16 protein-coding genes are annotated in these 20,202 nt (G+C 51.7%); 9 read left to right on the forward strand and 7 right to left on the reverse strand.

Annotated features, from left to right (window positions below; translation table 11 throughout):
* Nucleotides 1-35: 35 nt before the first annotated feature.
* Both HHO50_RS15410 and HHO50_RS15415 read right to left on the reverse strand, forming a co-directional pair.
* Nucleotides 36-668 (reverse strand): carboxypeptidase-like regulatory domain-containing protein, encoded by a 633-nt coding sequence (locus HHO50_RS15410; RefSeq protein WP_181307063.1) that lies wholly within the window; start codon nucleotides 666-668, stop codon nucleotides 36-38.
* On the reverse strand, nucleotides 655-1,242 hold the full coding sequence (locus HHO50_RS15415; RefSeq protein WP_181307065.1) for an RNA polymerase sigma factor: 588 nt from the start codon (nucleotides 1,240-1,242) through the stop codon (nucleotides 655-657). The genes HHO50_RS15410 and HHO50_RS15415 overlap by 14 nt, the downstream gene beginning before the upstream one ends.
* A gap of 361 nt (nucleotides 1,243-1,603) precedes the next feature.
* Between HHO50_RS15415 and HHO50_RS15420 the strand changes: the two genes are divergently transcribed.
* Both HHO50_RS15420 and HHO50_RS15425 read left to right on the forward strand, forming a co-directional pair.
* Nucleotides 1,604-2,293, forward strand: a complete 690-nt coding sequence (locus HHO50_RS15420) for a DUF421 domain-containing protein (protein ID WP_181307067.1) — start codon at nucleotides 1,604-1,606, stop codon at nucleotides 2,291-2,293.
* 15 nt (nucleotides 2,294-2,308) lie between these two features.
* Nucleotides 2,309-3,001 carry a YetF domain-containing protein gene (locus HHO50_RS15425; protein WP_181307069.1) on the forward strand — a complete coding sequence of 231 codons (693 nt, stop codon included), beginning with the start codon at nucleotides 2,309-2,311 and terminating at the stop codon, nucleotides 2,999-3,001.
* Nucleotides 3,002-3,025: 24 nt separating this feature from the next.
* Here the strand turns inward: HHO50_RS15425 and HHO50_RS15430 are convergent, their stop codons facing one another.
* Nucleotides 3,026-3,916, reverse strand: a complete 891-nt coding sequence (locus HHO50_RS15430) for a universal stress protein (protein WP_181307072.1) — start codon at nucleotides 3,914-3,916, stop codon at nucleotides 3,026-3,028.
* A gap of 306 nt (nucleotides 3,917-4,222) precedes the next feature.
* Between HHO50_RS15430 and HHO50_RS15435 the strand changes: the two genes are divergently transcribed.
* The 6 genes from HHO50_RS15435 to HHO50_RS15460 all read left to right on the forward strand — a co-directional run bounded on the left by HHO50_RS15435 (nucleotide 4,223) and on the right by HHO50_RS15460 (nucleotide 13,475).
* Complete coding sequence (locus tag HHO50_RS15435) at nucleotides 4,223-5,773, forward strand: PAS domain S-box protein (RefSeq protein WP_255478768.1); 1,551 nt, start codon at nucleotides 4,223-4,225, stop codon at nucleotides 5,771-5,773.
* Nucleotides 5,774-5,786: 13 nt separating this feature from the next.
* Complete coding sequence (locus HHO50_RS15440; protein WP_181307077.1) at nucleotides 5,787-6,236, forward strand: response regulator; 450 nt, start codon at nucleotides 5,787-5,789, stop codon at nucleotides 6,234-6,236.
* A 324-nt stretch (nucleotides 6,237-6,560) separates the two neighbouring features.
* Entirely contained in the window at nucleotides 6,561-7,787 is a 1,227-nt protein-coding gene (locus HHO50_RS15445; protein WP_181307078.1) for a hybrid sensor histidine kinase/response regulator, read from the forward strand.
* A gap of 4 nt (nucleotides 7,788-7,791) precedes the next feature.
* Nucleotides 7,792-8,853: a response regulator gene (locus HHO50_RS15450; protein ID WP_181307080.1), complete on the forward strand. Its 1,062-nt coding sequence runs from the start codon at nucleotides 7,792-7,794 to the stop codon at nucleotides 8,851-8,853.
* Nucleotides 8,854-9,263: 410 nt separating this feature from the next.
* Nucleotides 9,264-10,532: a glutamyl-tRNA reductase gene (gene hemA / locus HHO50_RS15455; protein WP_181307082.1), complete on the forward strand. Its 1,269-nt coding sequence runs from the start codon at nucleotides 9,264-9,266 to the stop codon at nucleotides 10,530-10,532.
* Nucleotides 10,533-11,522: 990 nt separating this feature from the next.
* Nucleotides 11,523-13,475, forward strand: coding sequence for a tetratricopeptide repeat-containing sensor histidine kinase (locus HHO50_RS15460; RefSeq protein WP_181307084.1), 1,953 nt, complete (start codon nucleotides 11,523-11,525; stop codon nucleotides 13,473-13,475).
* Between the two features lie 607 nt (nucleotides 13,476-14,082).
* On the opposite strand, the gene HHO50_RS15465 is transcribed toward HHO50_RS15460, so the two are convergent.
* On the reverse strand, nucleotides 14,083-14,544 hold the full coding sequence (locus tag HHO50_RS15465; RefSeq protein ID WP_181307086.1) for a hypothetical protein: 462 nt from the start codon (nucleotides 14,542-14,544) through the stop codon (nucleotides 14,083-14,085).
* Between the two features lie 346 nt (nucleotides 14,545-14,890).
* On the opposite strand from HHO50_RS15465, the gene HHO50_RS15470 reads away from it, so the two are divergent.
* Nucleotides 14,891-16,027, forward strand: a complete 1,137-nt coding sequence (locus tag HHO50_RS15470) for a glycoside hydrolase family 26 protein (protein ID WP_181307088.1) — start codon at nucleotides 14,891-14,893, stop codon at nucleotides 16,025-16,027.
* Between the two features lie 1,118 nt (nucleotides 16,028-17,145).
* Here the strand turns inward: HHO50_RS15470 and HHO50_RS15475 are convergent.
* From HHO50_RS15475 to HHO50_RS15485, 3 genes are all read right to left on the reverse strand, one after another.
* On the reverse strand, nucleotides 17,146-18,285 hold the full coding sequence (locus HHO50_RS15475) for a DUF2382 domain-containing protein (protein WP_255478769.1): 1,140 nt from the start codon (nucleotides 18,283-18,285) through the stop codon (nucleotides 17,146-17,148).
* A 72-nt stretch (nucleotides 18,286-18,357) separates the two neighbouring features.
* A complete protein-coding gene (locus tag HHO50_RS15480) occupies nucleotides 18,358-19,017 on the reverse strand; it encodes an OmpA family protein (protein ID WP_181307091.1) in 660 nt (219 codons plus the stop codon).
* Between the two features lie 122 nt (nucleotides 19,018-19,139).
* The gene (locus tag HHO50_RS15485) at nucleotides 19,140-20,174 is read right to left on the reverse strand and encodes a YsnF/AvaK domain-containing protein (protein ID WP_181307092.1); all 1,035 of its coding nucleotides are present in this window, start codon (nucleotides 20,172-20,174) and stop codon (nucleotides 19,140-19,142) included.
* Nucleotides 20,175-20,202: the final 28 nt, after the last annotated feature.

Raw genomic sequence — 20,202 nt, forward strand, 5'->3', positions numbered from 1 at the left:
TTGATCTTTTAAGGGGAAAGTTGGCGAAGGGCCGTTTAAGGCTGATCTGTCAGAATCACACCAACTGAATTATTGGAGGGACTTACTGCCACCTCTTGTGCTTTATAGTCCTGATGAGACACAATGAGCACTAAATGCTTTTTTGGAAGATATAAAAGAAATTCCCCTTGACTGTTGGTCATTGTCTCTGTGCCCATGCCTTTCACCTTGATAATAGCCCGGGGAACAGCTTTTCCTGCAGTGTCTACAACATGCCCACCCAACCGCCAAGTAGTTTCTGCAGGCGTAGGCTGGGTTTGCTCAGTAGCAGTCTTTTCTGGTGTGGCAAAGTAATGGTGGTACACCACCTCGGCCACGGCAAACAACAGCACCAGCAGCACGGCGGCCGTCTGCCAGATGGGCCACAGGAAGGTTTTCCGTTTGCGCTTTTTCTGGGCAAGCAGGTTTTTGAGGCGGCCACGGGTTTCGCGCACCGCTGACTTTACCCGGGCAGGTTGGGCCAGGGTCATGCCTTCCAGCAGGTCTGAGCAGAGCTCGCAGGAAACCAGGTGCTGTTCCAGTGGGTGGCGGAGGGGAGCGGGGAGTTCACCGGATTGGTACTGCCGCAGCATGTCCAGCGATGGATGCTCCTGGGCGTCCCAGTGATCGGGGTGGTTATTCCTGCTCATAGTTTTTGTTTATGTAGTTTTTTAGGTTCCGTTTGCCGTTCTGGATGTGGCTTTTCACTTGTCCTATCTCATAACCCGTTAGTTCGGCCACTTCTTTGTAGCTCTTTTTCTGCAAATAGAACAGCTCCACGCACGTGCGTTGCTCCTGGCTTAGTGCATCAAGCCCTTTGGTCAACAGCTGCAGTTCGGGTTCATGGTCAGCAGGATCAGTGGCGTGGGCCAGCGCGGCTTTCTCTACCAAGGGCAAGGTCTTCTCGTCAATGAGATCGGCGCTGCGCTTTTTCTGGGATCGCAGTAGCATGAGGCAGTAGTTCTTGGTGAGTACGTGCAGCCAGCTTTTGAAATTGGTGATCTCGTGCTTGTGCAGTCCCGTGAGCAGTTGCTCAAAGATATGCATGGTGGCGTCTTTGCTTTCGTCTTCGTCCTTCAGGTACTTCAGGCAAATCAAATACACCATTTCTGTGTACCGCTCAAACAACTGCCCCACCAACTCCACATCACCCGTCTCCCGATACTGCTGTATCAGTTCCAGGTCTTGCGGGGGCTTGGCGCGGGAAAATAGCTTTAGAAACATGCAGCGGGTGAGTAAGCGGTTCCAAATAAAGGGATAATAACGAACTAGTAAAACATACCGGTCTGGGCCTTTTCTATTCTTTACCTGTATGATGCAGCCCAAGGGCATAATCCATAAACATGCCCGGGGCTTTTATTGCCTTTATCTCTGTTGGCAGTTGAAAATGCAGCTTGACAGAGTTAAGAAATGGATTCCTGTTTAGAGGCTACTTTTGGAAAACCAGGCCCAAAACAAGCAAAGTAGCCCATAGAAAACGCCGGTTTATTTGAGGTGAAAAGCAGCTACCCAGAAAAACTACCGTATTAATTCGCTTAGAATCAGGGTAACTATGTTTGGTGGCCTGCACGTATTGCAGAAGGTTATGAAAAAAGAAGAGATCTATTTTCCCGATTGGCAACGTCTCTTGATTGGAAATACGCCCTGGGAGTTTATGGCCGAGGTGCTCCTGCGCACCCTGGTCATCTACATTGTCTTGCTGGTGATCCTGCGCTTGATGGGCAAACGCATGAACGCGCAGTTAACCATCTCAGAGCTGGCGGTCATGGTTACCCTGGGGGGAATCGCCTCGGCCCCCATGCAATTGCCAGACCGCGGAATTCTGATGGGAGTGGTGGCCTTTGTCTGCGCCTTGGTTTTTCAGCGGGGCTTCAACCTGCTGGCCTTCCGTCACCGGAAGGTAGAATTGGCTGCCCAGGGCGATGTGAGCTTGATTCTAAGGGAAGGGGTGTTGCAGATAAAACAATTTGAGCACTCCCGTTTGTCTAAAGACCAGGTTTTTGCCGCTTTAAGAACCCGCAATATAACGCAGCTAGGCGAAGTGAAACGGTTGTACATGGAAGGGTACGGCTTGTTCAGTATTGTGAAAGAACCTAACCCCAAACCGGGGCTGGCCATTATCCCGCTCAAAGACAGAACCCTGCTGGAGTCCCTTTCCTCAGATCAAAAACATGCCGCCTGTACCCGCTGTGGGTATCTGGCCGAGGCCAGCCGGGTGCAAGGCACAGAATGCCCTAACTGCGCCTGTGATGAGTGGGTTCCCGCAACCAAATAAGACAGAGGTAGAATTATGAAACCAGAAGATATTCAGGTAACAGACTGGCTGCGCATTCTCCTGGGCGAAGTGCCGGGTATTTTTTTATTGGAGATTGTGATCAGGGTTGCCTTCATCTACCTGGTGCTCATGGTTTCCATGCGGATCATGGGCAAGCGGATGGCCTCTATGCTGAGCAGAACCGAAATGGCCGCCTTGGTGTCTTTGGCCGCCGCCAACGGGGTAGCCTTGATGGATCCCTCGCGCGGAATTCTGCCTATTGCCATCATTGCCTTTGTAGTAGTAGGCATACAACGCCTCATTTCCTGGCGAAGCACCCAGGACGCCAGCTTTGAGGAAACGGTGATGGATGACATGGACATTCTGGTGATAGACGGCACCCTGCAACTGGATATCATGGAGCGCACCCGTATCACCCGCGACCGGCTCTTTGCCCAGTTCAGACATGAGGATATCTTCAATCTAGGCAAAGTGCAGCGCACCTACATGGAAGCCAATGGTTCTTTCACCATCATGAAATTCGCAGAAGACCGGCCTGGTTTACCCTTAATACCAGACATTGATCCAGATTTTCTAAAAGAGCAGAAGGTTGCCCCAGACACCTTTGCCTGTAAAGGCTGCGGCTTGTTGGTAAAAAGCCAAAGACCACCTCAGCATGACTGTACCAACTGCGGGGCGAATGACTGGAAAGAGGCGGTCATTTCCTGATTGGCCTTTTCCTTTCCTGTTCGCCTACGTTAACCCCTCTTGGAATACCGTTTTCCTGACAGACGCCCGTTGGTTCTGGAAATGGTATGAATTGGCGGGCAGCGTTAAGAAAGGCACAAAGGCACGTAGCGCCAGCTCTTTGGTGAAGCTGTGGTGGAACAACTCCTCCAACAAACCCCGGTCTTGGATGGAAACCGCCAGCAGCTCAATCTGGTTATCCAGTACAAATTCCTTCAGGCCCGCCAGAACATCGTCGTGTTTCAATTGGGAAACACTATACCGGTTCTGGGGGAAAAGCTTGTTGATTCTGGTGAGCGCCTGGTAGTCAGAAACAATGTTCAGTTGCTTCTCAGATTTAATGTTGATGATGCTTACCTGGGCACCCAGGGAAGAGGCCAGCGGGAAGAGTTGTTTCAGGTAAGCGGTTTCCTCGGTCTCAAAGTCTGAGGCGTACGCCATGCGGAGAATAGGGGTGAACGTTGCGTGGGCAGGCACCACTAACACCGGGCAATGTGCGGCTTTGATGAAACTGGAGGTAGTGGTGCCAAGAAAGGTATCCAGCAGATTGCCGGCCCCGTGGGTTCCCATCACCACCAGGTCAACCGCCTGTGTTTTCACCAACTCATTCACCAGCGGATTAAGCGAGCCAGACAGGCAAAAAGTAGCCACCTTAAAAGAAGACCCAAACTCGTTCCTGACGTTCTCCCCTATTTTTTGCAGTTCATCTTCACAGTCTTCTATCAATTGGGCATCCAGAGAAAGCAGGGGCAACCCTTCGGGCATAACGGAGGCGGGCACTTGAACGGTGTGCACCAAGAGCAGCCGTCCGCCTTTGGGTTGTAAGAGAGAGGCAGCATAAGTAACTGCATTGGCGGCATTCCGGGAGAAATCTGTGGGAACTAAGATAGTTTTCATAAGACCTGAGGGTAAGAGCATCAATGCTTTAGGCAGTACTTGTCTGCAAAACTAGCAGGGCGGGCCAGGCATTGGAATGATGCTGGTCAGAACCAGGAATGACTTTGGTCATGCCCGCTCCCCACGGGTAGGCAACCGCCGGTAAAAAGAGGAAGATGGCTTACAGGAAATTACCTGTTATATTTTGGTGCTAATTTCCTGAAAACACGCTATAAACAGACTTCGTACAAACAGGAGGGTTCTCAATAGTGATAAATGTCATTGAAAGAAGTACCTTCAGTCTTTACTTTTATAAAATTACTTGATTTGGAAGAACCGTTGCAGCCCTCCCACCACCAAAACGCAGATGACGACCAGGCCCGCCTGAAAGCCATTATTGACACCGCCATTGACGGCATCATCACCATTGACCGGCGGGGCACCATTGAAACGGTGAACCCGGCGGCGGCCCGTATTTTCGGCTACGCGCCGGAAGAGATCATCGGGCAGAATATCAAAATTCTCATGCCGGAGCCCGACCAGAGCCGCCATGACTCTTACCTGGACAATTACCACCACACGGGTGAGCGGAAGATCATTGGCATTGGCCGGGAGGTGGTGGGCAGGCGCAAAGACGGCTCCCGGTTCCCGTTCCTGCTCAGCATCAGTGAGGTGAAATTGCAGGACAAAGTCATCTACACGGGCATTGTGCATGACATCTCGCAGCAGAAAAAAGCGGAGCAGCAGCAGCGCGAGAGTGAGAACAAGATCAATTCCATTATTCAGGCGGCGGTAGACGGCATCATCACCATCAATGACCGGGGCATCATGGAAATGATCAATCCCTCGGCGGCCCGGCTGTTCGGGTACCAGGAAGAGGAGCTTCTGGGCAAGAATATATCGGTGCTCATGCCCGAGCCGGACCACAGCCGCCACGACGGCTACATAGACAATTACCACCGCACGGGGCAGCGCAAGATCATTGGCATTGGCCGCGAAGTGTCTGGCTTAAAGAAAGACGGCACCGTTTTTCCGCTGTACCTGAGCATCAGCGAGGTGCAACTCACTGACCGCAAGGTGTACACCGGGTTTATCCATGACATCACCAAGCAGAAAGTAAGCGAGGAACGCCTGCGCCGCTACGCCGCCGAACTGGAGCGCAGCAACCGCGAGTTGCAGGATTTCGCCTACGTCTCGTCGCATGATTTGCAGGAGCCGCTGCGCAAGATCCAGGCCTTCGGCGATAGGCTCAAAACCAAGGAGCAGGCCCATTTAAGCGAGCAGGGGCAGGATTACGTAGACCGCATGCTCAACGCCGCCGTGCGGATGCAGAACCTCATCAATGACCTGCTCACCTTCTCGCGCGTCACCACCAAATCAAAGCCGTTTGAGAAAGTAGACCTCAACACCATCCTGAACGGGGTGTTGTCTGACCTGGAGATCACCATTGAGAAAACCGGCACCGTGATTGAACGCACGCCGCTGCCCATCATTGAGGCTGAGCCTACGCAAATACGCCAGTTGTTCCAGAACCTCATCAGTAACGCCATCAAGTTCCGGAAAGAGAATACCACGCCCGTGGTGCGCATTGCCGCCCGCAACGTGCAGCGCACCGCCCACCTCACGGCCACGCCCGGCGATGAGCACGTGGAGATTGAGGTGGCCGACAACGGCATCGGGTTTGAGGAGAAGTACCTTGACCGGATTTTTAATATCTTTCAGCGGCTGGAAGGGCAGAAGTACGAAGGCTCTGGCATTGGCCTGGCCATCTGCCGCAAAATAGCCATCCGCCACGGCGGCGACATTACCGCCCGAAGCACACCCGGCGAGGGTACTAGTTTTATCATCACCCTAGCCACCAGACACCTACAGGAATAGCCCCATACCGCTTATGAGCCGCAATAAAAGAACAATAGTGATCCTGATTGCCGATGACGATGCCGAAGACCGCATGCTGGTCAAAGACGCGCTGGAGGAGAACCGCCTGACCAATGAAATCCAGTTCGTGGAAAACGGCGAAGAGCTGATAGATTACCTCCACAACCGGGGCCGCTTCACGGATAAAACTTTATTCCCCACGCCCGGCCTCATCTTGCTGGATTTGAACATGCCCAAAAAAGACGGCCGGGAAGCCCTGAAGGAAATCAAATCTGATGAACACCTGCGCGTGATTCCGGTGGTGGTCTTGACCACCTCCAAAGCCGAGGAAGACATTCTGCGTACCTATGACCTGGGCGTGAGTTCCTTCATCACCAAACCCGTCACCTTCGCGGCGCTGGTAGACGTGATGAAAACCCTGACCAAGTACTGGTTTGAGATTGTGGAACTGCCCAAGCCGTAGTGATTGAGTGATTGATTGATTGATTGATTGATTGATTGATTGATTGATTGATTGCGCATTCTGGTGAAACCTTCCTGCCTTTTCTGTCCTCCTGAAAAGGATCTTGTGGGCGAACTGGAGAGACTTGGAATAAGCGCCATTTCCGTTCGCGCACAAGATCTTTCCAAGATGACAGAAAGGGAGTAGTGAAGGATTGTAAACTCTCAAAGAACGTAGAACTGTAGTCATAACGTTTGGCATTGACCTGTTTCTAGCCCGATTTTCAGAAAACAGGCTTAAAACGAAAATCCACTTGCCGTGCCAAGTGGCCAAAATAGAAACCAGATGTCCGATAAAATTAGAATCTTGTTGGTGGATGACGATGAAGATGATTACGTGATCACCCGCGACATCATCCAGGATATTCCGGGCCGGCAGTACCATTTGGATTGGACGGCTTCCTTTGATGAGGCGCTCACGCGCATTAGGGAGAAAAAGCACGATGTCTATCTGGTGGACTTTTTCCTGGGGGCGCACAATGGGCTGGAGCTTATCACCAAGGCCGTGGAAGAGGGCACCACCGCTCCGTTTATCCTGCTCACCGGCCAAACAGACCGCGAAACCGATGAGAAAGCCATGCGGGCGGGTGCGTTGGATTACCTGGTCAAAGGCACGTTCAACCCGTATGATCTGGAGCGATCCATCAGGTACAACATTGAGCACGCCAAGAGCCTGGCCGAAATCCAGACCCTGAACGCGCAGTTGGAGCAGCGGGTAGAGGAAAGAACCCAGGAGTTGGCCGCCGCCATCCAGAAGCTGGAAAACACCAACCGGATCCTCTATGATGCGCAGCTCGATATTGAGAAAGCCCTCCAAAAGGAAAAAGAACTGAATGAGCTCAAGTCGCGGTTCGTGACCACGGCCTCACATGAGTTCCGGACGCCGCTGAGTACGGTGCTGTCCTCGGCCTCCATTATTTCCCGCTACAAAACCACCGAGGAAGACGACAAACGCCTGAAGCACGTAGACCGCATCAAGTCGGCGGTGCAGAACCTGACGGTGATCCTGAATGATTTTCTGTCCATCAGTCGCATTGAGGAAGGCAAGGTGTACAACATTCCGTCTACCTTCAACCTGGTGTCGTTTGTGAAGGAGAGTGTGGAGGAGATGCAGGCGTTGGTGAAAGACGGGCAAAAGATTGTTTTCCAACACCAGGGGCCGCAGGAGCTGGTGGAACTGGACAAGCAACTGCTCAAGAACATCCTCATCAACCTGCTGTCCAACGCAAGTAAATACTCAGGTGAGGGCAAAACCGTTTATCTTTCCACCGCGATTGCCCCGGAGAACGTGACCATCACGGTGCAGGACGAAGGCATCGGGATTCCGGACCCAGACCAGACGCATTTGTTTACGCCGTTTTTCCGGGCGCAGAACGCCACCAACATTCAGGGCACCGGGCTGGGCCTGAACATTGTCAAACGCTACGTGGAAGTCATGGACGGCACGCTCGATTATAGGAGCGAACTGGACAAAGGCACCACGTTTACCATCACTTTCCCGCAAACGCTTTAGAGCTATGAAGAAGATACTGCTGATAGAAGACAACCAGGAAATACGGGAGAATACCGCCGAGATCCTTTCCCTTGCCAACTACCGGGTGGTGGAAGCCGAGAACGGAAAAATGGGCGTGGACCTGGCCCGCAAAGAACAGCCCGACCTCATCATCTGCGACATCATGATGCCCCAACTAGACGGCTACGGCGTACTGCATCTGCTCAGCAAAAGCCCCGATACCTCCAGCATTCCGTTCGTGTTCCTGACCGCCAAATCTGAGAAGGAAGACTTTAGGAAAGGCATGAAACTGGGCGCCGATGATTACCTCACCAAGCCCTTCGATGACCTGGAACTGCTGGATGCCGTGGAGATGCGCCTCAAGAAGAACGAGCTGTTGAAGGCCGAGTTCCAGAAAAACGTGCAGGGTTTGGATGCCTTCATCCAGGAAGCGAAAGGCTACGAAGACCTGAACAAACTCATCTCAGACGAACGCCGCGTGACCATTTTCAAGAAGAAGCACAACCTGTTTCTGGAAGGCAATTACCCCAACGCCTTGTACTTCCTGAGCAAAGGCAAGGTGAAAACCTACAAAGCCAACGAAGACGGCCGCGAGTACATCACCAACCTCTACAAAGACGGCGACTTCATCGGGTACCTTGATCTGCTGGAAGAGAACACCTACCGCGAATCGGCCATGGCGCTGGAAGACTCAGAGGTATACCTCATCCCCAAGGAAGACTTCTTCACGCTCCTGCACCAGAACCGCGATGTCGCCAATAAATTCATCAAAATCCTCTCAGACAACCTCGCCGACCGCGAAGACCGTCTCCTGAAGCTGGCCTACAACTCGGTTAGAAAACGCGTGGCCGAGGCCTTGATATTGGTGGAAAAACAGTACCAGCAAGACGGCCACAACGTCACCGAGATGTCCATCTCCCGCGAAGACCTGGCCAGCATAGTAGGTGCCTCCAAAGAAACCGTCATCCGCACCCTCGCCGACTTCAAAGACGAAAAACTCATTGACACCCGCGGCAGCAAAATCTTCATCCTCAACTCACCCAAGCTCGCCAAAATGCGGAACTAGATTTTGAATGAATGATTGAGCGATTGAATGATTAAGAGAGTAGGAAAAATTGGATGACGGATAATAATCCCAAGCAAGTCCATGCAAACCCATGCTTCAAGTTTCTAACTTAGACCATGGGTTTTGGAAGTTTGTAACTTCCGTTCATTCCTGATCTACTAAATTCGCAAGTTGCAAACTTGCGCTTACCATGGCGCGGAAGTTACTTCTGCGCCATGGTTTCTCAAAAGACCCTGTAGTGTCTGAAAAACCTACGAGTGTCTCTGCCATGAACCGTTTCAAGTCCATTTTCCACAAACCAGCTCCAAAACTGCTTAACAGATACTGATGTATCTCTTCCCAGAAACTGACCAACGTCATGTTTCCTGAGGCCGGTTCTGCTGAAATTTGCATGGCAATTAAACAGGAAGATGCAGAATCAATTCAAAGTCCTCACCTTATCATACAAGCAAGCTCCCATAGCAGTGCGCGAGGCCGTGGCCTTGAATGAAATTGGGTGCCGGAACCTTCTGGACAAAATCAAGGATTTCACGCAGGCGCAAGACGTGCTGGTGTTGTCTACCTGTAACCGCACCGAGGTGTATTACGCCGCTGAGAAAGACTGTTCCAAAGAAATCATCAAACTGCTTGCCCTGGAGAAAGGCTTTATTGCCACCAGTGAGATTGCGCCTTACTTCAGACACCTGACCCAACCGCAGGAAGCGGTGCAACACCTGTTTCAGGTAGCCCTGGGCTTGGAGTCTCAGGTAGTGGGTGACATGCAGATCATGAACCAGGTGAAGAATGCCTACCAATGGGCCACTGATGCCAACGTGGTAGGCCCGTTCCTGCACCGCCTGCTCCACACCATTTTCTTCACCAATAAACGGATTGTGAATGAGACCGGCTTCAAAGATGGCGCGGCCTCGGTTTCTTATGCCACGGTAGAGTTGGTGGAGGAACTGACCAGGAAAATAGAGAACCCCAAAGTATTGATGCTCGGCGTAGGGGAGATTGGCGCGAACGTGTGCGATAACTTCCAGAAGTCTGAGGTGCGCAACATCACCATCGCCAACCGCACGCACCACAAAGCCGTTGAACTGGCCCAGAAATGCAACGCCACCGCCATCTACTGGGAAAACGTGTGGGAAGCCATGGCCCAGGCCGATGTGGTGATCTCCTCAGTACCCGGTGACTGCTTCTTCATCAGCAAAGAGGTGGTAGAGAAAATGGGCGAGCACCGGGCTTCTTTCTTCGTGGATTTGTCTATGCCCCGCAGCATTGACAGCGCGCTGGAAGAACTGCCCCACACCCATGTCTACAACATTGACAACATCCGGAACCGCGCCACAGAGGCATTGGAGCTTAGGTTGGCCGCCATTCCGGCGGTGAAGGAAATCATAGCCGAAGCCATGGCCGAGTTCCAGGCCTGGACCCGTGACATGGGCATGTCGCCGGCGTTGCAGCAGTTTAAGAATAGATTAGAGGAAATCCGCCAGCGCGAACTGGCCCGCTACGTGAAACAATTGGGCGAGCAAGAAAGGGAACTGGTGGAAACCATCACCAAAAACATCCTGAACAAGATTGTGAAAATGCCCGCCCTGGAGCTGAAAGCCGCCTGTCAGCGGGGCGAGTCTGAGGCGTTGATTGAAGGACTCAGCGCGTTGTTCAACCTGGAGAGGGAAACGGTGGCGGCCTAAACATTACCTCTGCCTTTCTAAGGCAGGGAAGAAAACCAGTAGTGAAATCTGTATCAAAAATCACATATAAAATCAAATCAAAGGTTTAGCAGAAGGAGGCTGGCAAATTCGCCAGCCTCCTTTTTTTAAGCGTAAGTACCAGATCACCTAAAGCATCTCTTCCGCAGGAAGAGTCTCATCCCCAGCCCATGTGATGCGTTTCTGGCCTCTTTTCCGCAAAAAAGCCCCAAAACGCATCATTGAGGCTCCCCTCTTCGGGACTCATCTTGTAGGGAAAAGATGCTTCCCTGGCTTGTCACCCGACCCGCCAAAATAGAGGAATGGCAGGCTGAGGTGCCTTTCCAGGCTTATCAGAAAACAGGCTGGGGAAGTAGTTTAAGCGTTTTGGGGCTTTTTTGCGGAAAAGAGGCCAGAAACCAGTAAGCTATCCACGACCTCACCGGGGTAGAAGTACCAAGGCGGCGTCATGCTCGGGGTAAAGTGAAACTCCCGGCGCGACGGGAACCACCAAACGGGCTTGCATGACAGCAATCGCTAAGAGCTTGTTTAAATTTCAGGTTTGCCGACGAAAATGGCCAGAAAAAGGCTTCCGCAGGTTCTTTTTATGGCCGTTTGTAGCGCAAAAATGAAATTTAAACAAACTCTAAGAGGGAAAGATAAAGAATTCAGGAATTGCTTTCAATGTCTCAGCCGTTGAACTAAATTTCAGTAGAATACTTTATAGCTTTACTCAGGAAAGTATTTTCAAGAATAATTATATAATTTGTTTGTGAGTCAGGTATTTTCCAGTTCAATTGTAAAAAGAGACTATAAATCCTTTAATTTTACATGCTTCTGTAATGTTCCTGGCTTGGACTTACAAGTGTTTAGGAAAATTCTAGTGGTAATAACTGGTGAGGTAGGTATTCATTCTCTTGTTTCTATCCTATGAGAGTACTTTTATTTCTATTGCTTTTTTTGCCGGGGCAGGTTTTTGCGCAGGAGAATCCAATGGAACAATTACTGCGGCAGGCGGAAAGCGCCCCTCAAGACACCTCCCAAGTGTCTCTGCTTTGCGACCTTAGCCGGCAGTACATGCTCACCGATGTGAAAACCGGGATGCAGCATGCCAAAGAAGCCCACGTGTTGGCCAAACGCCTTCGGTTTTCAAAAGGAGAGGCCCAAGCGATAGGCCTTATTGGAAGCGGACATTTGGTGTTAGGGGAATATGATAAGGCGTTACCGTATTATTATACCGCTCTTAAAATTGCGGAGCAGCTCAAAGACACCGCCCTGCTGGTGGCCACCTATAATAGTCTAGGCATTCTTTGCTACAAAACCAAAGACGATAGAAGAGCTTTCCAAAACTATGAGTTGGCCCAAGCCTTTGCCCTGAAAACCAATAACAGGGTAGCCTTGGGAAAGGTGTACAACAACATTGGCAATATCCACGAAGACAATGGCGATTATGCAAAAGCGTTGGGGTTCTACGAGAAGGCAGCTGCCATTCAGCGGGAAACCGGCGTCAAGAAAAGCTATGCCATTGGTTTACTGAACATCGGCAATGTGTATACTTTGATGAACAAACCACAGGAAGCCTTGCCGTACTTGTTTCAGGCGCTTCAGATAGACGAGGAGTTGCATAATAACATGAACATGACCGTGACCCTTCACGGCATTGCAAAATCCTACCTCGCGCTCCGGCAAACAGAAACAGCCCTGGACTATGCCAAAAGAAGTTATGAGGTGGCAAAGAAGACAGAATCTGGCAAGAAGATCATCGCCGCGGCCCAACTATTGGCCGAAATCTATGCGTCTAGGAAAGAGTATGAAAAAGCCTATACCTATCAACAGATCTTTGCCCGGCAAAGCGCCAAATTGGGCATAGAACGGCAGAACCGCACGGCCGCCGAGATAATAGCCAAGTTTGAGAGTGACAAACGGGAATTGGAGAACCTGAAGTTAAAAGCCCAGAGACGCATCCAGGCCATTGAAATTGAGCAGCAGAAAGCGGCCATGTGGTTTGCGGGAGTGATCCTGTTTTTACTTTCCATACTGGTGGTCATCCTGTACTTCAGCCGCAGGCATTTCAAAGTCATGTCAAGGCAACTGCAGGAAGCAACGGATTTACTGCTGCAGAATAACCAAAAGATCACCGCCCAGAAGGAAGAAATCTCTAAGCAATCTTCTGTTCTGGAGAGAAAGAACCACCAGCTGGACAGGCATAATAGCTTCAAAAGCAAGATTTTCTCCATTGTCACGCATGACCTGCGAACGCCTTTCAGTTCAATCCAGGGTATTCTGCAACTGGTGCAGAATAGAACCTTCACAGAGGATGAGGTGAAACGCATTTTTGAGTCTCTGGGTAAGAACATGGAGGTAGTCGTGAGCATGATGGACAACCTTTTGGGCTGGTCTAAAGCCCAGATGCAGGGCTCCTCCTTAGAGTTGCAATCGTTTCAGTTGTATGACTTTGTAGAACAGAATTTACAGGTGATGTCTGAGCAGGCCTCGGCCAAGGGGGTGTACCTGGTGAACCGTATTGACAGGCAGGTACGTATCTTCTCAGACAAAGAGCGGCTGGCGTTTGTTCTGCGTAATCTCTTGGGTAACGCCATCAAGTTCAGTTTTGAAGGGGGCGAAGTGACGCTGGAGATGAGGGAAGAAGAAGCGGGAGTCTCCCTCATGGTATCTGACACCGGGAAAGGCATATCTGAGAAGCACCAGGCCAAACTGTTTTCTGATAATCGGTTCACCACCCTGGGCACGTCCAAAGAAAAGGGCACGGGGTTAGGTTTGATGCTGTGTAAGGAGTTGATGGAAAGTCTGGGCGGCGATATTACCGTGCAAAGTGTGGAGAACCAAGGTAGCTCATTTACAATTTTCCTGCCCTGTCACGTGCAAAAAATGGAGCAGGAACAGGCTCCGTTTCGGGGAAGGGTAGTAGAGGCTTTGGAAGTTTAATCCATTGATACGCTGGGGCAAGCGTCAACGTATACCCGTTTGCTTATCCGCCGTTTTTGACCTGTTTTAGCAAAACCAGGCTAATATTGGCTCCTTTCTGCGCGTTAGGTCTTTGCCTGCAACTGGCCGTTTAGTGCCTGGGGATGAGCTGGTGCACGGAATATGCTGATTCCTTGGCTTGGCTGCTTTTTGCGTGGGTGCAGGTGCTGAATTGTTTCATCTCTGGCGGTATGCGCTCACGGCCGCGAGGCCTCGTCTTCCCCTCTCGCACTGCCCTTTCGGCCTGTGAAGTCTGTCTCTCTTAGTTTTGCTTATCTATGACCAAAAGCGAGGCGCGCTCGGGAAAGACTGGAACTGGGAATGCGCATTCCTTTTCCCTGAAAAAACGTATTCCCCTCCTTGGAGGGGTAGGGGTGGGTTCTGCTTTCCGCACCATTTCTTTCCAAGGCGCATCATCATGAAAGAAGGGTATAAGCCCAGCAGCAGGGCGCAGGCATTCATTTGTGTCCTGCTGCTGGGCCCTGTTTTTGGTGCCTTTTAGCAAAAACGCACCAGAACCGTCCCACGCACAAACTTGGTTTTGTTTATGGGTGGATGTTATAACAAGCTATTCATTGGCCTCGGAAGGATTCTCTTTCCCGAACTCTGAGAAAAGCCAATCCAGTGCAGCCTCTTTGTTTGTGAAGGATTCTAACTTGGTGGACAGGTGTAAGCTTTCATCGGTGGTAAAGCCATTGAAGATGCGGTGAATATCCATCAAACCAATACTTTCTTTGAGAGATATTCGGGCAAACTTCATCAAGGAGGAGGTCTTCAGTACAGGCTTCATGGCTCTTAGCACCCAATTCTGATCGGCAAAATCCAGGTAAGGAATCTGCCGGGAATCGCTTAGCCAATACGCGCACTTATTGGTACTGGAAATAGTGGTTGCCAGTTCAAAAGACTGCCTGAATTGCTCAGTAGTGGGTGGTTTAAGCCATTCCACAAAAATAAATTTCGCCCGCTTGTCCAACTCCACCTTTATGTGGTCATCTTGGTGGACAAGCTGTAGTTGTAAGTCTATGTGCATGGGAAACGTATGTCTCGTTTTGGAGAAATGGATAGAAACCAAAGTGACATTGTTGCCGTCTGTTAAAAGCAAGATATATAAAATTGTGATTATTGGTGCCTGAGTTAACTATTATCTTCGCGTGTTTAGGCCCTATGCCAGATAGCTTGTTTCCTTTAAGGCCGGAAGTGGCTAACTAATAAAGGGTTAGGTTGAATTAATTTATCTTGAATCCTGCCAAAGGAAACGGAACAGCCAGAACTTGATTGAATAACCTGCCGTCTGGTGCTATCTTGCAGGTAAGAGCTTGTTTGCAGCGCAAAAAATGAAATGTAAACAAGCTCTAAAAAGGTGATCAACACGGTTTATGTATAGAATTACAAACGTTTTACTGGCAGGTGTACTATTGTTAGTGGGGTGCGTGGGCGCGAGGCCCATTGATAAGAAGGCCACTCCAGAAACACGGGCGCTTTACCAGAACTTAGGCAAGCTCGCTAAGGAACATACTTTGTTTGGGCACCAGCACGCCACCGAGTACGGACATGGCTGGTTTAGCGGCAAAGACAGGTCTGATGTGAAATCAGTGACCGGCTCGCACCCGGCCGTGGTGGGGGTTGATTTCAGCGGCTTCTCTGGGCGTTCTCCCGAAGCCATCCAGAACGCGAAAGAAGAAGTAAGGCAAAATGTAATAGACACTTACAACCGGGGCGGGGTCACTACCGCGGCCTGGCATTTCTCCAATCCTGTCTCTAAAGGCGGCTTTTACTGGGTAGATTCGCTTTCGTTGCCGGCGGTTAGGTACATTATTCCCGGTGGAGAGGCGCACGGGCAGTACAAGCAGATCCTGCGTGGCATAGGCGAGTGGGCGCACAGCGTAAGAGGGGCCGATGGGAAACTGGTGCCAATGATTTTCCGGCCTTTCCATGAGTTTGACGGCGGATGGTTCTGGTGGGGCAAACCGCACGCCAGCCGCGAGGAGTTTGTCGCCCTCTGGCAATTTACGGTGTCTTACCTCAGAGACAGTTTAGACGTCCATCACTTTATCTACGCCTTCTCGCCAGACAATAAATTCAACTCAGAAGAAGAGTTCCTGGAGCGCTACCCCGGCGACAAATGGGTGGACATGGTAGGCATGGACAATTACGCCGACCTGGGCCGCGACCGCTACGCCATTGACACCGCCGCGTATAAGCTGAAGATTGTTTCTGATTATGCCCGCAAAGCGAAGAAACTGGCCGCCTTTACTGAAACCGGCTTAGAGTCCATTCCCAACCCTAACTGGTGGACTACCACTTTGCTGCCAACCATGCGGAGGTACCCCATGCGGTTGTCTTACGTGCTGGTTTGGCGAAATGACACCCGAAGCCCCACCCACTATTACGCTCCATTCCCCGGGCAAGCCAGTGAAAAAGACTTCCTGAGGTTTTACCAAGATCCATACACCCTCTTTGAGAAAGACCTGAAAAGCATCTACAAACGGAAAAGGTTCTTAGGTGTTTTCTAGTTGAGGCTCACTTAGGGAAGTGCGCGCTCCTTTTGAGGAAACCAAAAGAATCCGTTTTGGGGCTGTTTTTCGTAAATGAGGGCCTAAACGGCAGGGGCGTAGACATTGGTAGGAACTGCGCGCGCACTACGAGGTCATTAAAAACGGGCGGCATCGCGGAAGCAGACAGTTGGAACGTACTGGCGCGAGACTCCGGTTTCGTGACACGGGATGAAGCGAGTCTCCGGGACTCGCCGGGAACCAACAGCAGTAGGGCTCTTGCTTGTTCGGGAGTTCTACTCCCGAACAAGCTTGCCGGGGAGTTCTCCTCCGCCGGGAACCGCAGGCAAAAGAAGGGGAGTGGAACTCCCCGGCAGTAAGCTTCCGGAGTGGAACTCCGGAAGAGCGGTTTGGTTTTCTGGGATTTTCAGAAACTAAATAACTAAAGTTGTGATTTATTCACGCCGATGAAACCCCCTCCTCTCCCTCTGAGGAGGGGAATTCCGCAAAAGGAAGAACAATTCCCCTACCAAACTTTTCTCCCGTCCTGTCGGGGGCAGGATGGGAGAAAAGCGGGTTGGTGCGTTTTAGGTTCGTTTTCCGCAAAACAGGCCCAAAACACCATCCCTGTTCTTCCATCCCGCTCTTTCGGGGTGGAACACCGCAGCAGGCAGCTTCGGCCCGGACAGCGACCTCGGCAAAAGTTTCCCCACAAGAGGAGCCTGGGAGGGATGGGTTGAGTAGGGCTATACGTTTGTTCAGTTCCGCTCTTTCGGATGTATCAATCCCCGTATCTACCCAACTGGCGCGAAAGGGATTGATAAATCCCCGACTGAGTGGTTCGGGATTGGAAATCCCGACCAGCAACGTTGGTAAAAGTTTCCCTACAAGATGAGCTTCAAAGGGGGATGAAATGCATGTAGACCAGGGCGCGGAGACGGCACTTCTTCGGCTAAGTGAATCGCTGTATTCCCGAGTTCAAGTTAAGGTGAATGTTTGGGGTAGTATTCTTACCGAAGCATGGGAGTAAAAAAAGGCTCCCGGTGCGGATGAATAGGCTAGAGTAAACAAAAAAGGCGGCTGCCCAAGTGGACAGTCGCCTTTTTTGTTTATAGAGTTGCAGGTAAGACCCGCTTCTTCTAGATAAGCGTTGGATCGCTGGTCAGGCTGCCGCGGTCACGGTCTGTGTCTGTAAAGCCAGCGCCGGTTTTGCCTATGCCCGTTCCGGTGGTGCCGGTAGCAATGCTGGCTAAGCCGCTCCCGGTAGTACCGGTGGTGCCAGTATCGGAGTTGGAGGCAGTAGTACCGGTTGCGTAAGTACCTGCATTTCCAGTTCCAGTAGTGCCTGGGTTTGAGCCTGGGCTGGTGGTTCCGGTAGTCAGGTTGTCAACCTCCACCTCCGTAGAACGCAACGTCTCTCTGATCACCTCTTCGCGTTCCTCCACTTCTTTCTCCAGGGTAACCTCTTCCACCACGCGGGCCTCTTTGCTTACCACGGGGACTTCGGCGTGCTGGGTCAGTTCTATCTCTCCTTCCTGGAAGGTGTTGAGGTCGTTCGCGGTGGCGGGGCGGTCTACGGGGGTTCTCTCCACCACTACCCGTTCCTCGCGCAGGCGGACATGCTCTTCCACCGGGCGCTCTACCATGCGGCTGCTGACGTGCACACCGCCGGTCTCTACTTCGCGCTTTCCTACCTCCAGGTTTTCCTCAATGATTGGGATGACGGTGTCGCCCTCCAGAGAGTTGGGCGTGTGGGTGCCTAAAGAGGCATTGTCTGTGGCCGGAGAGGTACGGCGGCGGGTAAAGCCACGGTCAGAGAAAAGTTCATGGTTATAGAAATCATCCCTATCGGGGTGGTGGCTGGTAAGGGCTGCGCCTGCTCCGGCGGCCCCGAGGCCCCCAAAGATAGATCGGATGGAGGTCTCATGCGCTTGGTCTATGCTTCCCTCGTGGTAGGTGGGCAGGGAGCGGAGCTGCTCTGCCGTCACAGAGGGCAGGATCACATCATCGTCAGATTCATGCAGGTCGGCAATCCCGATGGGGATGAGCACATCGCGTGGCTCCAGATCCAGCGTGCTTCCCTCCAAGTCCACTACCATGTAGCGCACCTTGCGGGATTGTACGTCAAAGATAAGTTCGTCCACCTCGCCAATGGTGCGGCCTTGCGGGTCTTTCACAGTCCAGCCTTTGATGTTGGGCTGGTGATCGGCGATCTCGTAGTCACTGCCGCCCAACTCCTGCAAGCGGTTTGTTTGGTTATACTTGTTATCTCTTTCCATGGTGAAGTAAGGTTTTAAAGGTTGTTAATTCACTTGAGTCTCAGGTCTGATAAGCCTGGGGGAGAGGGCTTTCTACTGAGGTCTGCGGGCTACAATCTCCACTCTGCGGTTTTGCTGGCGACCTTCTTCCGTGGCATTGGACGCTACCGGGCGGGATTCGCCTACCGGGTGAAGAGATACATTGTCTTGCGTGATGTTTCCGTTCTGCACAAGCCAGGACTGCACGGCTTCGGCCCGCTGTTCGGCCAGCTCTTTGTTGTACGTGGCGCTGCCCTGGGCATCGGTGTAGCCGTAGATACGTACCTGCCCCCCATTGAAGCGTTTGCCCATGGAGGCGGCTATCTGCTGCAGTTTCTGGATGCCCTGCGGCTGGATGCTGCTTTGGTCGCTTCCGAAAAGGATGGTCTCGTCCAGGCTGTACACGGCGTAGTCATCGTTTCCGCGCACCTCAATATCCTGGTCGGTTATCTCGTCAAAGGCGGCTACCGGGGCGTCTAAATTAAGGGTGTTCCAGGCACCGTCATCAGTGCTTGCCCCGGTGTCGGTGCTGCCAGCCGCGTCACCGGTAGCCCCGGCACCAGCGGTAGTTGCCGCGGAAGTGCTATCTGTGGAAGCCTCCTCCCGGTCACAGCCACGCAGTAAGAAGAATAGGAGCGCCAGTGCTACCAATGCCAGTAAAAGCCACAGCCACCAAGGTCTGCTGCTTTTGGGTTGAACGTCTAAATCGGCCATAGTTTTATTTTGTTTTTGTGAGTGAATGGAATGGGAAAATCTGCTGTCTGCGTTAGAGAAGGCAGTATAAAGGCGGCTACCCTACCAAGAATAGCCGCCTCAATGCTTTCATTCAAAAATAATTAGATAGCGGTGGTACGGTCATTGTCCAGGTCTGTGCCTAAACCAGTACCCGTGCTGCCGGTAGTACCGGTGCCATAGCCAGTACCCGTTGTATTCGTGGTGCCGGTACCGGTGGTACCCGTATTCAGGTTTTCAACGTCTACCTCAGTAGAGCGTAGGGTTTCTCTGATTACTTCATCGCGTTCTTCTACTTCTTTGCCTAAGGACACTTCTTCTACCACCCGGGCTTCTTTGTTCACTACCGGTACCTCGGCATGCTCTGTCATCTCAATTTCTCCTTCTCTGAATCCGGCGAAATCAGCCTCAGTTGCCGGACGGTCAACCGCATGGCGTTCTACCCGCACGTGTTCTGAGCGCAGGCGCAGGTGCTCTTCTACGGGGCGTTCTACGATTCTGCTGCGCAGGCGGGTGCCGCCGGTTTCAATCTCGCGCTTGCCTACTTCCAGGTTTTCCTCAATGATTGGAATAGAGGTAGCATCTGAACGGGTAGTGTCATTGTAGTCTGAGGTGGTATCCGTTAGGGCGGTGTTGGTGGTAGAGCCGTCGTAGGTGGAATCGGCGCCGCCGGCATAGGTGGTGTCTGTGCCGCCGGTGTAAGAACCTCCGGAACGGTAGCCATACTCGGTAGCGCGTTGGTCTACGTCAACAGAACCGTATTGATCCAGGATCATGGCTGCCCTGCGGGCCTCTTCATCTGACTGGGCATGCACGGTGACAATGCAGTCTGAGTGGCGGGCCACGTTAGAATAGGTGGTGGCGCTTTCATCGTCATCGCTGAACAATGACCGGAAGAATCCGCCAATGCCGTCGTTGTTGTCATGGTTGGTGGAAGAACCCCCATACGCTCCGGTGGTACCGCTTCCGCCGTAAGCTCCGGTGGTGCCGCTTCCGTATGACGTGCCGGTAGTAGAACCGGAAGAACTTGCGCTGGAAACGTCAATGTTGTTGTCGCTGAGCCCCATGTTTCTTAATTCTCTTACTGCTTGCTGGGCTTCTGCTAAACTATCGAAAATCCCGATTACTGTCTGTGCCATAGTTTTAATGTGTGTTAGTGAATGATTG

It is taken from the genome of Rufibacter sp. XAAS-G3-1, from assembly GCF_013623775.1.
Classification (GTDB): domain Bacteria; phylum Bacteroidota; class Bacteroidia; order Cytophagales; family Hymenobacteraceae; genus Nibribacter.

Coding starts and splice junctions, on each gene's coding strand:
- HHO50_RS15410 (WP_181307063.1), bottom strand. CDS start 668: ATGAGCAGGAATAACCACCCCGATCACTGGGACGCCCAGGAGCATCCA.
- HHO50_RS15415 (WP_181307065.1), bottom strand. CDS start 1,242: ATGTTTCTAAAGCTATTTTCCCGCGCCAAGCCCCCGCAAGACCTGGAA.
- HHO50_RS15420 (WP_181307067.1), top strand. CDS start 1,604: ATGAAAAAAGAAGAGATCTATTTTCCCGATTGGCAACGTCTCTTGATT.
- HHO50_RS15425 (WP_181307069.1), top strand. CDS start 2,309: ATGAAACCAGAAGATATTCAGGTAACAGACTGGCTGCGCATTCTCCTG.
- HHO50_RS15430 (WP_181307072.1), bottom strand. CDS start 3,916: ATGAAAACTATCTTAGTTCCCACAGATTTCTCCCGGAATGCCGCCAAT.
- HHO50_RS15440 (WP_181307077.1), top strand. CDS start 5,787: ATGAGCCGCAATAAAAGAACAATAGTGATCCTGATTGCCGATGACGAT.
- HHO50_RS15445 (WP_181307078.1), top strand. CDS start 6,561: ATGTCCGATAAAATTAGAATCTTGTTGGTGGATGACGATGAAGATGAT.
- HHO50_RS15450 (WP_181307080.1), top strand. CDS start 7,792: ATGAAGAAGATACTGCTGATAGAAGACAACCAGGAAATACGGGAGAAT.
- hemA (WP_181307082.1), top strand. CDS start 9,264: ATGCAGAATCAATTCAAAGTCCTCACCTTATCATACAAGCAAGCTCCC.
- HHO50_RS15460 (WP_181307084.1), top strand. CDS start 11,523: ATGGAACAATTACTGCGGCAGGCGGAAAGCGCCCCTCAAGACACCTCC.
- HHO50_RS15465 (WP_181307086.1), bottom strand. CDS start 14,544: ATGCACATAGACTTACAACTACAGCTTGTCCACCAAGATGACCACATA.
- HHO50_RS15470 (WP_181307088.1), top strand. CDS start 14,891: ATGTATAGAATTACAAACGTTTTACTGGCAGGTGTACTATTGTTAGTG.
- HHO50_RS15475 (WP_255478769.1), bottom strand. CDS start 18,285: ATGGAAAGAGATAACAAGTATAACCAAACAAACCGCTTGCAGGAGTTG.
- HHO50_RS15480 (WP_181307091.1), bottom strand. CDS start 19,017: ATGGCCGATTTAGACGTTCAACCCAAAAGCAGCAGACCTTGGTGGCTG.
- HHO50_RS15485 (WP_181307092.1), bottom strand. CDS start 20,174: ATGGCACAGACAGTAATCGGGATTTTCGATAGTTTAGCAGAAGCCCAG.